This window comes from Promicromonospora sp. NPDC060204, from assembly GCF_042728455.1.
In the GTDB taxonomy this organism is placed as follows: Bacteria; Actinomycetota; Actinomycetes; order Actinomycetales; family Cellulomonadaceae; genus Promicromonospora.
This window is the reverse complement of sequence record NZ_JBHWZO010000144.1, coordinates 1-15861: the sequence shown is the minus strand read 5'-3', so window position 1 is coordinate 15861 and position 15861 is coordinate 1. Positions and strand designations below refer to the sequence as shown.

The following is a 15861-nucleotide window of genomic DNA, read 5'->3' as shown; positions in this document are numbered from 1 at the left end:
GATGTGTCGTGCGCGGGTCAGCTGCCCGTCGTCGGCTCCGGCTCGGTGGCCTGGAGCTGCCAAACGTCGACCTGGGTGAAGCGGGTCTGGCCGCCTTCCGAGTACAGCTTCAGGCCGGTGCTCGCCGCCGCGCCGTCGCTTCCGCGGCTCGTCGGGTAGATCCGGTTCGAGAACGCCGCGGCGTCGTTGACGAACACGTCGATCACCGAGTGGTCGATGAAGACGTGGAACTTCTCGGGCTTGCCGAAGGCGGCCTCGTCGTACGCGCCGCGCAGCAGCACGGCCTCCTCGTTCTGGAAGTTGCGGCTGGAGCGGGACTTGTCGATGACGATGTCGCCGCCGTCGTAGTAGATCCGGGTGATCTCCGCGCCGTCCGGCGAAGCGGCGATGGACAGGCCGTACCGTGTGCCGGTCGTCGCAGGGTCGACTTGGGCGACGATCTCCACCTGGTTGCCGGACGCGGCGAGGCTTCGCTCCCCCGTCACCACGACGTCGGACTCGGTCTGCGGTGAGCCCGCCCGCAGCGTCGTGAGCTGTGCGAGGGCCCGCTGGCCGAGGGTCTGGCCGTCGTCGAGCAGGCGCCACTCCCGGGGCGCGCTGAACGTGTGCGCCCAGCCGAGGTCGAGCTGCATCTGCGAGCTGGACCGCTCGTCCACGATGCCGATCGCCACGGGGTTCCCGTCCGGGCCGCGCGCCACGGTCGGCGACAGATGGCCGTGGATCACGTCCAGGGGCTTGGGTCGCGCGTAGTCCGGGGTGAACTGGCTGCCGTTCCACGTCCCGGTCCAGTAGACCGACCGCGTGTACGGCTCGGCGAGCTTGGACACGGACCTGCCGATCGGGCTGACGACCAGGACGTACTTGTCCCACCCGGCGTGGACGCCGATCTTCTCGAAGACTGGCATCTCCCAGATCGCGGAGTCGATGTCCATCGACGCGAACGGGATCGTGGAGAACGGGCTGCCCGCCCGGGTCCACTGCCCCTGGATGGCCTGGGTCGTGTAGTGCTCCAGCGCACCGCCGGCGTCGGTCGCGGCGCCGATGATCATGTGCCAGGTCCCGCCCTCCTGCCAGAGGTAGGGGTCGCGGAAGTCGGCGACGTGCGCCGGGGCGTTCTTGTCGATGACCCCGGCGTTCGCCTTGGTCCAGCTCACCAGGTCGGGGTCGGTGCTGGAGGCGCGCGCGATGCCCGGGTCGAAGGGGCCGCCGAAGTTCACCGTGGTGAAGAACGCGTGCGCGGTGCCGTTCACCGACACTACGTCACCGGACCAGATCCCCTTGGATCCCTGTGCCGTAAGGCCGTCCCCGGCGATCGCCCCCAGGCTCGCCTCGCGGTCGTTCGGTTCCGGGCGCAGGGCGTCGGGCAGGTTCGTCCAGTGCACCAGGTCCGTGCTGGTCATGTGGCCCCAGTGCATCTGCCACTTGAACGGGCCGTTCGGTGTGCGCTGGTAGAACATGTGGTACTTGCAGTCGTGCTTGACCAGGCCGTGCGGCTCGTTGGTCCAGTTGGCGGGCGGCATCGCGTGGTACCGCGGCCGGAGGATGTCGTCCGCGAACCGCAGGCCGGTCACCTGCAGGGCGACGTCGTGCGCGGGGCTGGCGCCGGCGATCCCGGCGGTGTACTCGGCCGTGAACGTCTCGGCGCCGCGGGCGACGTCGTAGATCCGCGTGTCGTCGTAGGCCGCGTTGAGCGCGTTGATGAGGAACACACCGGTCGTGACGTCCTCGCTGGCCTTGCCGACCACCAGCGGCGCGGCGGCGGCCTGCTCGAACCGTGTCCCGGCCGGGGTGGCGACCCGGGCCGCCTTCGGGCCGGCGGCGTCGTCCAGGTGCAGCCGCAGCTCTCCGGCGTCGCCGTCGACGACGGCGGCGATGTGCACCCACTCGTACAGCGGGAACAGCCACGGTGCCTTGACCGTGTGCCACTGCCCGCCGACGTGGGCAGTGAACCACCATTCGCCGTAGGTGTTGATGGCGATGTCGAAGCCCGCGTCGGCGGACCGCTGGTAGATGATCGACGACGGGGTCAGCCCGTCGTACGGCTGCTCGCTGTCCGACGGGTAGCTCTCGAGCACGATCCACGTCTGCACCGTCATCTGTGAGGTGAGCGGCGTGGTGAACTGCCCAGTCGCCCAGGTCGAGAAGCCGTCGGTGCGGAACGCGTTGCCGTGCACACCCGGCACGCGCTCGGCCGGGTTGTTGGAGACGTGGACGTTGAACGTGCCCTGGCTGACCTCGTCGAGGATAGTGGCCGAACCGTTGGGCTGGTCGTAGGACAGGCGCAGGACCGGGTCGCCGGTCGCAGCCGCCGCCGGGCGGAAGAGCGCGCCCGTCGCGATGACCGCCGCGGAGACCGCGGCGCCCTGCAGGAAGGTCCGCCGGCCGAGCCGGGGCAGGTGGTGTGTCGGTCGTGTGTCCTGGTGCTCCGTCATTGGAACTACCTCTCGTGTCGCGATGATGGGGTGGTCGTGCCGGGGTGCTGACATCCCGCGTGACCTAGGCGTTCTGGCGCGCGGCGCCGCTGGGGTCGCCCGCGCAGCGGCTGCTCGACGTTCCCGCGGGCGCCGACCAGGCCGCGGTGTCGATGACGGGGGCGTCGGCGTAGGCGTCGGCGGCGGCGGGCAGCGTCCTGACGTCGTCGACGTTGAGGTGCCCGGTCGGCGAGCCGTCGACGAGGCGGAGCCGAACCGTCTCCCCGACGTGGGCCGCGAGGTCGAGGACGGCTTCCTGATAGGTCTCGCGCGAGGTGCCGACGCCGACGCGGGCGAGCTCCTGACCGTCGGCGACCGATTCCGCCGCGACGTAGACCTCGGGATCGTCGGTTCCGCCGAGCAGGAGCCGGATCTCGCCGCTGCCTCCGACGACGAACCGGGGTGAGGTCAGCGTGCCCGTCAGGCAGTCGCCCTGGCCGCCGCCCCACAGGTGGTACGTCCCCTGCGCGCCGAACGGTTCGCCGGCCGCGGTCTGGGTCGCCGAGCTGACGGTCGCCTCGGAGAACGCTTCGCCGTCCGCGGTCCAGCCCTGCAGGCTGCCGGCCTCGAAGCCCGCGTTGTCGAACTCATGGCCCACGACGTCGCCGGCCATGTCGAAAGCGTCGACGTTGATGTGCCCCCATCCGCCCGTGGCGTCGTCCACGATCCGGAAGTAGAGCTCCTCACCCACGTGGTCGGCCGCGTTCCACCGCACCGGGCTGTACGCCTCGGAGTCGGCGAACGCGCTGTTCGTGGCCCGCATCAGCTCGGTGCCGTCCGATGCGCGGTGCAGGGCCACGTAGAGGTTCTCGAGGTCGTTGCCACCGCCGATCAGGAAGCTGATCTCACCGGTGCCCCCGAGGCTGAAGGTCGACGACGTGAGGGTGCCGGTCTTGTCGTCGGACCCGTTGCTCGCGCCCCACAGGTGGTACGTCCCGTCGTGCCCGAACGGGCCGCCCCATCCCCACTCGGTCCGGTCGGTGACCTGCGCGGCGGTGAACGCCTGCCCGGTCGCGGTCCAGCCGGTCAGGTCACCGGTCTCGAAGCCGGGGTTGGCGATCTGGGCGATCGAACGCTCCGTGTAGGTACGCATGTCGTCGAGGTTGATGTGCCCCCACCCGCCGGAGGCCGTGTCGACGACCTCGAGGTAGAGCTCCTCACCGAGGTGGTCGGACGCGTCCCACACGACCCGGCTCAGGACCTCGGAGTCGGCGAAGGCGGTGTTCGTGGCGCGCATCAGCTCGGCGTCGTCGGACGCGCGGTGCAGCGCGACGTAAAGGTTCTCGGGGTCATTGCTCCCACCGATCAGGAAGCTGATCTCGCCGGTGCCGTCGAGGGTGAACACCGACGAGCGCATCCTCCCGGTCGGTGTATCGCCACCGGCAGTGGCCGCGCCCCAGAGGTGGTGGACTCCGTCCGGGTTGAAGCAGCAGCCCCAACCCCACCCGGTCGCGTCAGAGACGGTGGCGTCGGTGAATGCCTGGCCTTCGATGACGTCCCATCCGGTCAGGTCGCCGGTCTCGAAGCTGGGGTTGTCGATGGTGACCGGAGTAGCGGCTTCCCCGGGCTGCGCCGCGGACAGCGCCCCGGCCAGTGCGAGTGCCACGGCCAGTGCCGCCGCGGACAGCGCGCGCGGGCGCGCGGATGAGAGGATTCTCATTGCATCTCCTTTGATGTCTGTCATGAGAGGGATGTAAGACCCGGCGGCCGGCCCGGCATGGCCGGCCGCCGGTATGTCACGCGAGGTGGTCGAAGCGACCGTCGCTCACGTGGAGTCGCCCGTCGGGCGCCCACCCGACGGGCAGCGGGTCGGACAGCGCGCCGACGAAGGCCCCGCTGTCGTCGACGTGGTGGAACGCGAAGAGCCACCAGGCCCCGTCGCGGTCCTGGACGAGCCGGCCGGCGTAGAGGCTCTCGTCGGTGAGCTGGAACGCCTTCTCGACGTCGTAGGGGCCGGTCGCGGAGTCGACGGGAACCGCCCAGACCCCGCCGCGCTCACCGGTGCGCTTCCGGTCCTCGCTCAGCTCGCCGTGCAGGCAGCTGAAGACGAGCACCGTGCGCCCGTCGATGGTGGCGATCTGGGGTACCTCGAGCTGCCCGAAACCGGCACCCGGGTTGGACAGCGGTGCACGCACGGTCCAGCTCCGCAGGTCCGGGGACGTGGCGTGCCCGATGACGCCGCGGCCGTCCGCCTCACCGTGGTTGGCGCGCGCGGTGACGAGCATGTGCCAGCCGTCGCCGTCGGGGTCGGCGAAGACCCACGGGTCGCGCCATGCCTCGTCGAACCACGTCGCGCCGTCGTACTTCTCGTACCAGGTCGCGTCCGCCTCGACCAGCGCTTCGGTAGAGGCCTTCGCCCACGTGTACAGGTCGTTGGACGCCGCGACACCCACGCGCTGCACGAGGCCGCCGTCGGCGCGGGACGTTCCGGTGTAGAACATGCGCCAGGTGCCGTCCGGTGCGCGCACGACGGACCCGGTCCACGTCGTGTAGTCGTCGAAGGCCGGGGACTCCGATGCGATCAGGGCGTCGGAGACCTCTCGCCAGCTGCGCAGGTCGTCGGAGACCGCGTGGCCGACCGTGACGTTGAAGTGGCGCCGGTTCGGGTCGCCCAGCGCCCGCGAGGCCTTGAGGTAGAAGACGTGGTACTCGTACCCGTCGTCGACGAACCACATGTCCCAGGTCCATACGTCAGAAAGAATGTAAGGCATCAGCCCTTGACCCCCGAAGATGCAATGGAATTGATAAACGATCGCTGGAACGCCAGGAACAGCGCGACCACCGGAATTGTGATCAGCGACGAATAGGCCATCACCTGGCCCCACGAGATATTCATCTGGAAGAAGTACTGCAGTCCGATCATCACCGGACGCAGCTCCTCGCTCTGGACCACCATGAGCGGCCACAGGTAGGAGTTCCATGCGGGAAGGAACGTCAGGATCGCGACGGTCGCGATCGCCGGGCCGGACAGCGGCATGACGACCTTTCGGTAGATGGCGAACCAGCCCGCGCCATCCATGCGCGCCGCCTCGTCCAGCTCGCGTGGAATCGAGTCGAAGTACTGGTAGAAGAGGTAGACGGAGAACGCGTTCGCGATGAACGGGATGATCTGCACCTGGTAGGTGTCCAGCCAGCCCTGCTTGAACGCCAGGGAGAACCCGTCGGCCTCCAGGGAGGGAAGCTTGTTGACCCACCACAGCAGCGGCAGCGCAAGCGTCTCGAAAGGGACGATGAGGGTGGCCAGGATGAGGCTCAGGACGACACCTCGCCCGCGCCACCGGAGCCGCGCCAGGGCGAACGCGGCCATGCTGTTGACCAGGATGCCCAGCGCTACGGTCACGCCCGAGATGACGATCGAGTTCATGATGAACTGGCCGAACGGGACGCGGTCGAACACGCCGATGTAGTTGTCCAGGGACACGTCACCGACAGGCAGGAACGCCCGCCACGAGCCGAGGTCGGCGAAGATCTGCAGGTCAGGTTTGAGCGAAGAGACCAGCATGAAGAGGATCGGGAACGCGAAGAACACGACCAGCACCGACCGCAGGACGGTGACGAGGACCGAGCGTCGTCGTGTTCCGTTCGTCCTTCCTCGGCGCACAGGAGTGGTGGTCGCCGGTGTGGTGGACAGGGCGGACATGGTCATCCCTTCTCGCGGGTCAGGAACCGCTGGATCAGGGACACGGCGAGGACCATCGCGAAGAACATGAGCGAGATCGCGGAGGCGTACCCGGTCTGCAGCTGCTGGTAGCCGCTGCGCACCGCCTGGTAGACGACGGTCGTGGTGCTGTCCAGGGGCCCGCCCTGGGTCATGACGTTGATCTGCGTGAACAACGAGAACGCGGCGATCGTGATGGTCACGAGGATGAACGTCCGAGTCTGCAGCAGGCCCGGCCAGGTGACGTAGCGGAACTGGTGCCAGGTACCTGCGCCGTCGAGCTCAGAGGCCTCGTACAGCTCGGCGGGGATGGTCTGCAGGCCCGAGAGCCAGATGATCATCGTGAAGCCGACCCCCTGCCACACGGACATGAGCATGATCGCCGGCATCGCCCAGGTCGGGTCGTTCAGCCAGTCGACGCCGGTGAAGCCGCCGAACGTGACCGCCTCCAGGAATCGGTTGATCAAGCCGTCCGCTTGGTACATGAAGCGCCAGAGCAGGGAGACCACGACCATCGAGGTGACCACGGGCAGGAAGTAGATGGTCCGGAAGAACTGGGTGCCGCGGACCTTCGCGTTCACCAGGACCGCCAGGACCAGGGCGAGCCCGGCCTGGACCGGGACCACCACCACGGCGAAGTAGAACGTGTTGCGCACCGAGGCCCAGAAGACGGGATCGGTCAGCAGCAGCGCGAAGTTGTCCAGCCCGATGAACTCCGGCGGACGAGGTGAGATCAGCCGCGCATTGGTGAACGCAAGGGCGAACGCCAGGACGATCGGCACGATCAGGAACAGCAGGAACAGGGCGAGCGCCGGACTGATCATCCAGACGGCGGTCCTGGCCTCTCCCCGTCGACCGCGCGGACGGAGGGAGGGGGTGACCAAGGCCGCCGGTGAGGAAGCCGGTGGCGAGCTCTGGTGGGTTATGGCCATGAGGTGAGTTCCTTCGAGCGGGGCGAGCGGCTGCGGGCACGACGAGGCGGACCCGCAGCCGCTTGCCTTGGGGGTGGTCCTGACGGGTCAGGTCAGGAGGTGTACCCGCCGTTCTGCTGGATGTCGCGGTCGATGTCGGCGACCGCCTTGTCGAGGATCGACTGGGGGTCTCCGCCGGCGAGGATGTCGCTGGTCGCCTTCTGGAAGACCGAGGAGATGAACGGGTAGGCAGGCGTCTCGGGGCGGACGACGGCGAACTGGTCGGCCATCTCGAGGTAGATCCGGTTCTCCCCGCCCTCGGCATAGGCCGGGATCTCCGTGGCGGCGTCGAGGGTGGCGGGGATCAGCCCGACGGCGTTGCCGTACTGAACGAAGTACTTGGTGTCGTGTGCGAACTCCAGGTACTCCCGAGCCCCGTCGGCCTCCTCGCAGCCTTCGGCCAGCGCCCACTGCCACGAGCCGGCGCCGATCTTCGGGCCGGTGCCCAGGTCCGGCGGCGGCAGGACCACGGCGTCGTCGAACGCGTCCTTGACCGTGGTGTCGGCCCAGTTCCCGGTGAAGAGCAAGCCGCTCTTGCCGTTGACGAAGTCGGCGGTCGAGTCCTCACCGGAGGTCTGGGCCATGTAACCGTCATCGACCAGGCCACGGAACCACTGCGCCCATTCGAGAGCTTCGGGCCCGTTGAGCGCCCCCTCGGCGCTCTGGAAGTCCGACCGGTCGATCAGGTCGCCACCGAAGCTCTGGAGCTGCGGGGAGTAGCCGTAGGAGATCCACTCCCCCGTGCCTCCGGTACCCATGTCCAGGGCATAGTCGTACTGCTTGAGGCCGTCGATCTTGGCCAGGGCGTCCATGAACTCGTCCTTGGTCCACGGCTCCTCAAGGGTCGGCACGCGGACGCCGGCATCGTCGAGAATCGACTGACGGCTGTACATGGCCAGAGCCACGTCGAAGTACCCGTAGGCGTACACCTCGCCGTCGACCCTGCCCAGGGTGCCCTCCAGCTGGCCCTCGAACGCGTCCTCGGGCAGGCCCATCGGCTGGATGTAGCCGGCCCAGGCCCAGTTGGCGACGTTCGGACCGTCGACGTCGACGATGCACGGCAGGTTGTTGGACGAGGCGGCGGCCACGACGGCGTCGTTGTACGCGTCCTGCGGGAAGTCCTGGACCTCGGCGACGTACTGGTCCTGGCTGGCGTTGAAGTCCTCGACGATTCCGTTGACGACGTCCAGCTCGGCGTCGTTGCCACCGGCGTGGGTCCACAGGCTGATCGTTGCGGGTCCGTCGGTGTTTCCACCGGTCCCCGAGCTGCACGCGGCTAGGCCCGCGACAGTCAGAACGGATAGGCTTGCCGCGACGATGCGGCGGTTTCTGCGAGACAAGGTGCCCTCCAGGTCACTTGTTCATGTGGATCGTTGGTGCTGCACCGTCAGATCCGGCGTTGGCCCGCCGGTCTGAAGGTTCGCGCCGCTCCCCTGGGTCCTGAGCCCAGGGGGGTGGCGCAACCGAGTCCCGGTGGATCACCGGACCTCGAAGTCGTGCGGTCGGTGCAGGCTTCGTCACCTGCGGACCGGCTTCGATACGGTCGAAGAGCTGTTCGGCTGCCCACACGCCCATGTCGTAGTGCGGCAGCTCGATCGTGGTCAGTCCTGGGAAGATGCCGTCTGCGACGAACTCCTGGTTGTCGAAGCCCACGATGGACAGGTCCTGCGGGATGCGAAGCCCCAGCTCTGTCGCTGCGCGGTAGGCGCCCATCGCGAGGCGGTCGTTGAAGCAAAAGATCGCGGTGGGGCGATGCTCGCCGTGCAGCAGTTGCCGAGCCGCCTCGTAGCCGCCGGCGGGATCGGTCTCCGCCGTGACGATCTGCAGGTCGTCAGCACCGAGCCCGGCCTGCGCAGCACGCCGGCGAAAGCCCTCCTCGCGGCCGAACGCCGCGGGGATCTCGTCGATGTCATTGATGAACGCCAGCCGGCGGTGCCCGGCGGCGAGCAGGACCTCGGCGGCGTCTTGGCCGCCGGCGACCTCGTCCGGCACGACCCAGGGCACTCCTGGCGCGGTGCACGAGGCGTTGATCAGGACGGTGGGCACGGAGGCAAGCTGGGGCGGCAGCTCCACGGTCCGGTGGTACATCGCGGCGTAGAGGATCCCGTCGACCTGACGACGCAGCAGCTCCTCGATCTCGCGGTGCTCGACCTCGCGCTGGTAGCCGGTCGAGACCACGAAGACGACGGCGTCCCTCGACAGCGCGACGTCCTGAGCACCCAGGATCATCTTTCCTGCGAACGGGGTCGTCGCGATCTCGTCGCCGACCAGGCCGATCGTGTTCGATCTCTGGGTACGCAGGCTCTGCGCCAGCATGTTGGGCGCGTAGCCCAGGCGTGCGGCCGCGTCCTTCACGCGCGCTCGTGTGTCGGGGTGGACCCGCTTGCCCGGCACGTCGTTCAGGACGTGGGACACGGTGGTGATCGACACGCCTGCCTCAGCGGCGACCTGCTTGATCGTGACTCGTCGTTGCGCCATCGTTTGCCCAATCGTTTTGCGGCTTCAAACACTGCCCGCCCGAGTCGTACTCGTCAAGTCCCGCCGTCGCCCAGACGGGATCGTTACGGATCCGTGACGGGCTCACCGTCCGGGGCCGGCAGATGACGCATGGCGAGAGAACGGCGCGTGCGACGCGTTCGCGGCCGCACGCTGAAAGGGGCCAACGCGCAGGTGAAACACTTCCCCCTAGGCACAGGACGAATCGCGCCGGAAGACCGACAGGTAGTGTGGGCGGTCGGATTCAGAAGGGAGCATCGTGCGCAAGGTGACGGTCTACGACGTGGCAGAGCTCGCAGGGGTCTCCATCGCCACCGTCTCGTTCGCCTTCACCCGGCCGGACAAGGTCAAGGCGCAGACGCTCCGGAGCGTCATGGAGGCCGCGGACCAGCTCGGCTACGTACCCAGCGGGAGCGCACGAGGCCTGGCACGCGGCCGGACCGGCGCGATCGGCATCTACTCCTTCGACTACCTGCTCGACCCCGACGACGACAAGCCGGCCACCGACACGGAGACGCCTGTGCCTGACGGGCGGCTGTTCCCGCTCTACGCCGACGAGGTGCAACGGGGCGTGCAGATCGAGTGCCGGCGCCGCGGCTACGCACTGATGCTCGGTGGCAACCGGGCCTCCGAACATCTCCCCCACGTGATCGAGGTCGCGGGACGCGTCGACGGACTCATCGCGTTCGCCGGTGCGCTGACGGACAGCGCGCGCCGTCAGGTGACAGCGCGCATCCCGGTCGTCGAGCTCGGAGGCCTCGAGCTCGACGGCGCGCGCACCGTCCTCGTCGACAACGAGAGCGGCATGTGCGATCTCACCCTCCACCTCGTCGAGCAGCACCACTACCGACGCTTCGCCTACGTGGGCGAGCTCGGGACCGAGGAGTTCAAGGCGCGACGGCGTGGCTTCGAGCGCGCCCTGCGTTCCCAGGGCATCACGGCACCAGAGATCGTCCCCGCCCACGCGGGCGACGACGCGTCCACGCTGCGCGCCGTCGCGGAGATCCTCGCGCGGCCCGAGCGGCCAGAGGCCATCGTCTGCGACACCGACCAGTCCGCGCTCGCCGCGATCGTGGCGCTGCGGGCGGCGGGGCTTCGCGTGCCGAACGACGTCGCCGTGACCGGTTTCGACGGCATCCTCGCCGGCCGGATCGCCGCTCCGGTGCTGACCACCGTCCGCCAGCCGATGGAGCAGATCGGGCGTGCCGCCGTCGAGATCCTCTCGCGGACGCTCGACGGGCAGGACGCCGTTGCCCCGGCGTCCCTACTGACCTGCGAAGTCTTCGTCGGAAGCAGCTGCGGCACGCACTGACGTCACCCACGGGTGTCACATCTGCCTCTTGCGCTGAAAAATCTAAGCGCTTAGATTCTGTCTGACGGCCCGCCCGCAAAGCCGCGAGCGCGCGTCACCCCGCACGCACCGATGAAGGAACAACGATGATCCGACACAGACTTCTGGCCGCGTTCGCCGTCGCGACCGCCTCTGCCCTGCTGGTCTCAGGCTGCGGACGAGCCGAGAGCCCGGGACAAACCGGCGGCGGCGCCGCCGAGCTGAGCGACGGCCCCGCGACCGGCACCGTCACCATCTGGGCCCAGGGCACCGAGGGCGAGGCGCTCCAAGACTTCGTCAAGCCGTTCGAGGAGGCCAACCCCGACGTCCAGGTCGAGGTCACGGCCGTGCCGTGGGATTCGGCGCAGAACAAGTACCAGACGGCGATCGCCGGCGGCACGACGCCTGACATCGGGATGCTCGGCAGTGACTGGATGCCTGGGTTCCGGTCGGCGCTGACGCCCGTGCCCGAGAGCATCGACACGTCCGACGTCTTCCCCTTCGCGCTCGAGTCCACCGAGTTCGACGGCGCTTCCTACGCCGTGCCGTGGTACGTGGAGACCCGGGTCATCTTCTACCGGACCGACCTGCTGAAGGAGGCGGGGTTCGACGAGTTTCCCACGGACTGGGCCGGCCTGAAGGAGCTGGCCACGGCCTACCAGGACGAGACCGGTGCCGAGTTCGGCATCTCGCTGCCGTCCGGGGGGTGGAACACGTTCCTCAGCAACCTTCCGTTCGCGTGGTCGAACGGCGCCGAGGTCATCAACGAGGACCAGACCGAGTGGACGCTCGACAGCCCGCAGATGGTCGACTCGCTCACGTACCTGAACTCGTTCTTCGAGGAGGGGCTCGCGGACAAGAGCCCCGACACCGAGTCCGGGTCCGCCTCGGCCGACCTGGTCAGCGGCGACGTTCCGATGTTCCTCAGCGGCCCCTGGGACATCCCCGGCCTCGAACTGGCCGGCGGTGACGGGTTCGAGGACAAGTTCAGCGTGGCAACGATCCCGGCCGGCCCGGACGGTACCTCGACGTCGTTCGCCGCCGGATCGAACCTTGGCGTGTTCAAGGACGCCGAGAACCCGGACGCCGCCTGGAAGCTTGTCCAGTGGCTGAGCCAGCCGGACGTCCAGGCGCAATGGTTCGAGGCCGTCAACGACCTCCCCGCCCAGCAGGCGGCCTGGGACGACGAGGCGCTGACCGCCGACCCCCGCGTCGCCGTCTTCGGCGAGCAGCTCCAGAGCGTCAAGATTGCCCCCACGCTCGTCTCGTGGACCCAGGTCTCGGCCGCCGCGGACACCCAGATCGAGCAGGTGTTCCGGGGCGGCAAGAGCGTCGAGGACGCGCTGGCCGAGCTCCAGTCCACCGCCGACTCGCTGGGCACCGGGCAATGACTGTCCTCACCCGGCCCGTGGCCCCCGCCGCGCTCCCGCGCAGCGCGGGCGGCGGGCCGGCCGCCGCGAGACGGCGCCGCACCGCGGTCGTCGCCTACCTCTTCTCGTTGCCGTTCATCGCGAGCTTCGCAATTTTTATGATCTTTCCGCTGATCAGCTCGCTCGGGATGTCGTTCACCGACTTCCGCAGCACGGACATCCCCACGCCGTTCGCGGTGGCGTTCGTCGGTCTGGACCAGTACACGGCCTTGTTCCAGAACGAGCAGTTCGTGCGCTCGCTGGTCAACACGCTGTACTTCGTCGGCGTCGGGATCCCGCTGACCATGGCCGTCGCGCTCGCCCTCGCGGTCGCCCTGAACGGCGCGATCACCCGCTTCCGGACCGTGTTCCGCGTCGGGTTCTACGCACCGGTCGTCACCAGCATCGTCGCGGTCGCCGTGGTGTGGCGGTTCATCCTGCAGCCCGACGGCCTCCTCAACACGCTGCTGGCGGCGATCGGCATCACCGGGCCCGACTGGCTGGGCTCCACCGCCTGGTCCATGCCGTCGATGATCCTCATGGCGGTGTGGCGCAACATGGGCACGCTCATGATCATCTTCCTGGCCGGCCTGCAGGGCATCCCGCAGGAGGTCGTCGAGGCCGCCGAGGTCGACGGCGCCGGCGCATGGCAGCGGTTCGTGCGCGTGACGCTGCCGATGCTGCGCCCCACGCTCCTGCTCGGCGCCGTCCTGCTCTCGGTCGGCTACCTGCAGTTCTTCGAGGAGCCCTTCGTCATGACCAAGGGCGGCCCGCTCGACTCCACCCTGTCGATCAGCTACTTCACCTTCAACCAGTTCGGCTTCGGGAACTACGGGACGGCGTCGGCGGCCAGCTACGTGCTCTTCGTGGCGATCGCGCTGCTCAGCATCGTGCAGTTCCGTGCCTTCCGGACGAAGGAGTGACCATGAGCTCAGCAATCACGGCCCCGGCCGTCACCGAGCGGCCCACCAGAACCCCGAGACCCACGTCGGCACGGCGCCGGAGCCGGTCGGGCACCGTCCTCACCTACGCCGCCCTGACCTTCGCACTGGTGGCAACTCTCATCCCCTTCGCGTGGATGTTCCTCGGCTCGGTGAAGACCGAGGCCGAGCTCCGGCAGCGACCGACGACCTGGTGGCCCCAGACGTTCACCTGGGACAACTTCGCGGCATGGTTCGGCCGGCTCGACATCGGTACGTTCTTCGTGAACAGCGTCGTCGTCGCCGTGTTCACCGTCCTGGGCACGCTCGTTTTCTGCTCGATGGTGGGATACGCGCTGGCCAAGCTGGACTTCCCCGGCAAACGCCTCGTCTTCACGCTCGTGCTCGTCACGCTGATGGTCCCGGGCGTCGTCACGTTCGTCCCGCTCTTCGTCGTGGTGAGCAAGCTCGGCATGGTGAGCACCTACCCGGCACTCATCCTGCCGTTCCTGGCCGGCCCGCTCGGGGTCTTCCTCATGCGTCAGTTCATCCAGGACATCCCGGACTCGCTCATCGAGGCGGCCCGGATCGACGGCGCGGGCGAGCTGCGCATCTTCCTGCGCGTCGTCATGCCGCTGTGCGGCCCGGCTCTCGCGACGCTGGCGATCCTGACCTTCCTCGGGTCGTGGAACAACTTCCTGTGGCCGCTCGTGGTGGCCCAGTCCGAGGACATGTACACCCTGCCGGTCGCGCTCTCGCTCTACTCCGTCGGCCAGAACTCGACGAACTACGGCGTCCTCCTGGCCGGCTCCGTGCTCATCATCACCCCCGTGCTCCTGCTGTTCGTCGCGCTCCAGCGCTACTTCATCCAGGGCATTGCAGCGACAGGAATCAAGTGACCACGACCAGCATCCAGCCCACCCCTTCCCGCACGCAGACGCAGCACGAGGCGTCCAGCGCTCTCACGAGCGTCGTGCCGATCATCCCGGGCTTCCACCCCGATCCCTCCGTGTGCCGGGTCGGGGACGACTACTACCTGGCGAACTCGTCGTTCGAGTACGCGCCCGGCGTCCCCCTCTGGCACAGCCCCGACCTGCTCACCTGGACCCTCGTCGGGAACATCCTCGACCGGCCCGACCAGTTCCCGGCCGGGCACGCACCGTCCAGCCGAGGTGTGTTCGCCCCGACCCTGCGCCATCACGACGGCAGGTTCTGGCTGATCACCACGGATGTGTCCGAGCGCTCCGGTCAGCTCGTCGTCTCCGCCGAGGACCCGGCCGGCCCGTGGACCGCTCCCACGTTCCTGGGCAGCCTGCACGGCATCGACCCCGACCTCGCGTGGGACGACGACGGCACGTGCTACGTGACGTACTGCTCCACCGGCCCGGACGGCGTCGGGATCGCCCAGGCGCGCGTCGACCTCGAGTCCGGGGAGATCCTCGAGACCCCCCGACGGCTGTGGAGCGGCACGGGCCTCGCCCACCCCGAGGCACCTCACCTGTACCAGCGCGGCGCGTACTGGTACCTGGTCGTCGCCGAGGGCGGGACCGAACGCGGCCACAGCGTCTCGATCGCGCGCGCCGACCGGCCCGAGGGCCCGTACGTCGGCGCGCCGGACAACCCTGTGCTCAGCCACCGCAGCACCACGCACCCGGTGCAGAACACGGGCCACGCCGACCTCGTCAAGAACGCCGACGGCAGCTGGGCCGTCGTCTACCTGGGCGTGCGGCCGCGCGGCGTCACACCCATGTTCCATGTCAACGGCCGCGAGACGTTCCTCGCCGGCCTCGACTGGGTCGACGGCTGGCCCGTCGTCGACGAGAACCGCTACGTCCGGCCGGTACCCGACACGTCGTACACCGACTCGTTCGACACAGGCGAGCTGCATCCCCGCTGGGCCTCGCCCGGCACAGGGCTGCCCGAGATCGCTGCGGCTCAGCCGGGCGGAGGGCTCCGGCTCAGCGCCGGGAACGGCCCACGCGCCGCCGCCGGCGCCCTGACCGCACGCGTCCTCGACCCCGCGTGGCGGTTCGAGGCCGACCTCGACCTGGGTCACGGGTCGGGTGCGCTCCTGCTGCGCCTGGACGACACGCACTGGTGCGAGGTCCGCGCAGACGCCGGCCTCGTCCGCGCCGTCGTCCGCATCGGTCCCGTCGAATCGCACCTCGGGGCCACCGTTCCGCTGACGGGCTCGTCCCTGACGCTGCGGGCCGAGGCACTCGGCGCGACGACCGACGGGCCGGACGATGTGCGCCTGTCCGCCGTGGTCGACGGGACCGAGCACGAGCTCACCCGCTTCGACGGGCGCTACCTCTCCACGGAGGTGGCCGGCGGCTTCACGGGGCGCGTCGTCGGACTCCGCGCCCTTGACGGGGCAGTCGACGTCTCCGAGGTGCGGTACACGCGGCTCGTGACGGACCCGACCGGATGAGATGACGCGCCTCCCGGGCCGGCTCGTCCGGGCCCTCGCACCGTGATTGGCAGAGGTGGACCGCGGCACCGTCGTCACGGGCCGCCCGGTCCCACGGGGCCCCCCCCCGGCCCCCAGGGCGGTGGAGTAGCCCCCTCGGGGTTGAAGGCCCCCAGCGGGGCGCGGAGGCCCGCCA

Annotated in this window: 12 protein-coding genes; 5 read left to right on the top strand and 7 right to left on the bottom strand. The window is 69.0% G+C overall.

The annotated features are described in order from the left end of the window. Positions 1-17 precede the first annotated feature (17 nt). The 7 genes from ACFWEJ_RS17930 to ACFWEJ_RS17900 form a co-directional block, all read right to left on the bottom strand. Complete coding sequence (locus tag ACFWEJ_RS17930; RefSeq protein WP_377230569.1) at positions 18-2432, bottom strand: GH32 C-terminal domain-containing protein; 2415 nt, start codon at positions 2430-2432, stop codon at positions 18-20. A 64-nt stretch (positions 2433-2496) separates the two neighbouring features. Then, positions 2497-4131, bottom strand: a complete 1635-nt coding sequence (locus tag ACFWEJ_RS17925; RefSeq protein WP_377230568.1) for a hypothetical protein — start codon at positions 4129-4131, stop codon at positions 2497-2499. A gap of 76 nt (positions 4132-4207) precedes the next feature. After that, positions 4208-5146, bottom strand: a complete 939-nt coding sequence (locus tag ACFWEJ_RS17920) for a glycosyl hydrolase family 32 (protein ID WP_377230567.1) — start codon at positions 5144-5146, stop codon at positions 4208-4210. Between the two features lie 35 nt (positions 5147-5181). Then, a complete protein-coding gene (locus tag ACFWEJ_RS17915; protein ID WP_377230566.1) occupies positions 5182-6111 on the bottom strand; it encodes a carbohydrate ABC transporter permease in 930 nt (309 codons plus the stop codon). A gap of 2 nt (positions 6112-6113) precedes the next feature. Continuing rightward, a complete protein-coding gene (locus tag ACFWEJ_RS17910; protein WP_377230565.1) occupies positions 6114-6953 on the bottom strand; it encodes a carbohydrate ABC transporter permease in 840 nt (279 codons plus the stop codon). 200 nt (positions 6954-7153) lie between these two features. After that, on the bottom strand, positions 7154-8440 hold the full coding sequence (locus ACFWEJ_RS17905) for an ABC transporter substrate-binding protein (protein ID WP_377230564.1): 1287 nt from the start codon (positions 8438-8440) through the stop codon (positions 7154-7156). 13 nt (positions 8441-8453) lie between these two features. Continuing rightward, positions 8454-9578 (bottom strand): LacI family DNA-binding transcriptional regulator, encoded by a 1125-nt coding sequence (locus ACFWEJ_RS17900; RefSeq protein ID WP_377230563.1) that lies wholly within the window; start codon positions 9576-9578, stop codon positions 8454-8456. A 277-nt stretch (positions 9579-9855) separates the two neighbouring features. Between ACFWEJ_RS17900 and ACFWEJ_RS17895 the strand changes: the two genes are divergently transcribed. From ACFWEJ_RS17895 to ACFWEJ_RS17875, 5 genes are all read left to right on the top strand, one after another. After that, the gene (locus tag ACFWEJ_RS17895; RefSeq protein ID WP_377230562.1) at positions 9856-10908 is read left to right on the top strand and encodes a LacI family DNA-binding transcriptional regulator; all 1053 of its coding nucleotides are present in this window, start codon (positions 9856-9858) and stop codon (positions 10906-10908) included. A 125-nt stretch (positions 10909-11033) separates the two neighbouring features. Next, positions 11034-12317 (top strand): sugar ABC transporter substrate-binding protein, encoded by a 1284-nt coding sequence (locus ACFWEJ_RS17890; RefSeq protein WP_377230561.1) that lies wholly within the window; start codon positions 11034-11036, stop codon positions 12315-12317. Beyond that, positions 12314-13258 (top strand): carbohydrate ABC transporter permease, encoded by a 945-nt coding sequence (locus ACFWEJ_RS17885; RefSeq protein WP_377230560.1) that lies wholly within the window; start codon positions 12314-12316, stop codon positions 13256-13258. Before ACFWEJ_RS17890 ends, ACFWEJ_RS17885 begins: the two co-directional genes overlap by 4 nt. Before the next feature lie 2 nt (positions 13259-13260). Further along, positions 13261-14154: a carbohydrate ABC transporter permease gene (locus ACFWEJ_RS17880; RefSeq protein ID WP_377230559.1), complete on the top strand. Its 894-nt coding sequence runs from the start codon at positions 13261-13263 to the stop codon at positions 14152-14154. Next, positions 14151-15686 carry a family 43 glycosylhydrolase gene (locus ACFWEJ_RS17875; protein ID WP_377230558.1) on the top strand — a complete coding sequence of 512 codons (1536 nt, stop codon included), beginning with the start codon at positions 14151-14153 and terminating at the stop codon, positions 15684-15686. Before ACFWEJ_RS17880 ends, ACFWEJ_RS17875 begins: the two co-directional genes overlap by 4 nt. Positions 15687-15861: the final 175 nt, after the last annotated feature.

Excerpts from the sequence above, each read along its gene's own strand:
- ACFWEJ_RS17915 (WP_377230566.1), bottom strand. The coding sequence starts at position 6,111 with ATGTCCGCCCTGTCCACCACACCGGCGACCACCACTCCTGTGCGCCGA.
- ACFWEJ_RS17910 (WP_377230565.1), bottom strand. The coding sequence starts at position 6,953 with ATGATCAGTCCGGCGCTCGCCCTGTTCCTGCTGTTCCTGATCGTGCCG.
- ACFWEJ_RS17930 (WP_377230569.1), bottom strand. The coding sequence starts at position 2,432 with ATGACGGAGCACCAGGACACACGACCGACACACCACCTGCCCCGGCTC.
- ACFWEJ_RS17900 (WP_377230563.1), bottom strand. The coding sequence starts at position 9,578 with ATGGCGCAACGACGAGTCACGATCAAGCAGGTCGCCGCTGAGGCAGGC.
- ACFWEJ_RS17920 (WP_377230567.1), bottom strand. The coding sequence starts at position 5,146 with ATGTGGTTCGTCGACGACGGGTACGAGTACCACGTCTTCTACCTCAAG.
- ACFWEJ_RS17880 (WP_377230559.1), top strand. The coding sequence starts at position 13,261 with ATGAGCTCAGCAATCACGGCCCCGGCCGTCACCGAGCGGCCCACCAGA.
- ACFWEJ_RS17885 (WP_377230560.1), top strand. The coding sequence starts at position 12,314 with ATGACTGTCCTCACCCGGCCCGTGGCCCCCGCCGCGCTCCCGCGCAGC.
- ACFWEJ_RS17925 (WP_377230568.1), bottom strand. The coding sequence starts at position 4,131 with ATGAGAATCCTCTCATCCGCGCGCCCGCGCGCGCTGTCCGCGGCGGCA.
- ACFWEJ_RS17890 (WP_377230561.1), top strand. The coding sequence starts at position 11,034 with ATGATCCGACACAGACTTCTGGCCGCGTTCGCCGTCGCGACCGCCTCT.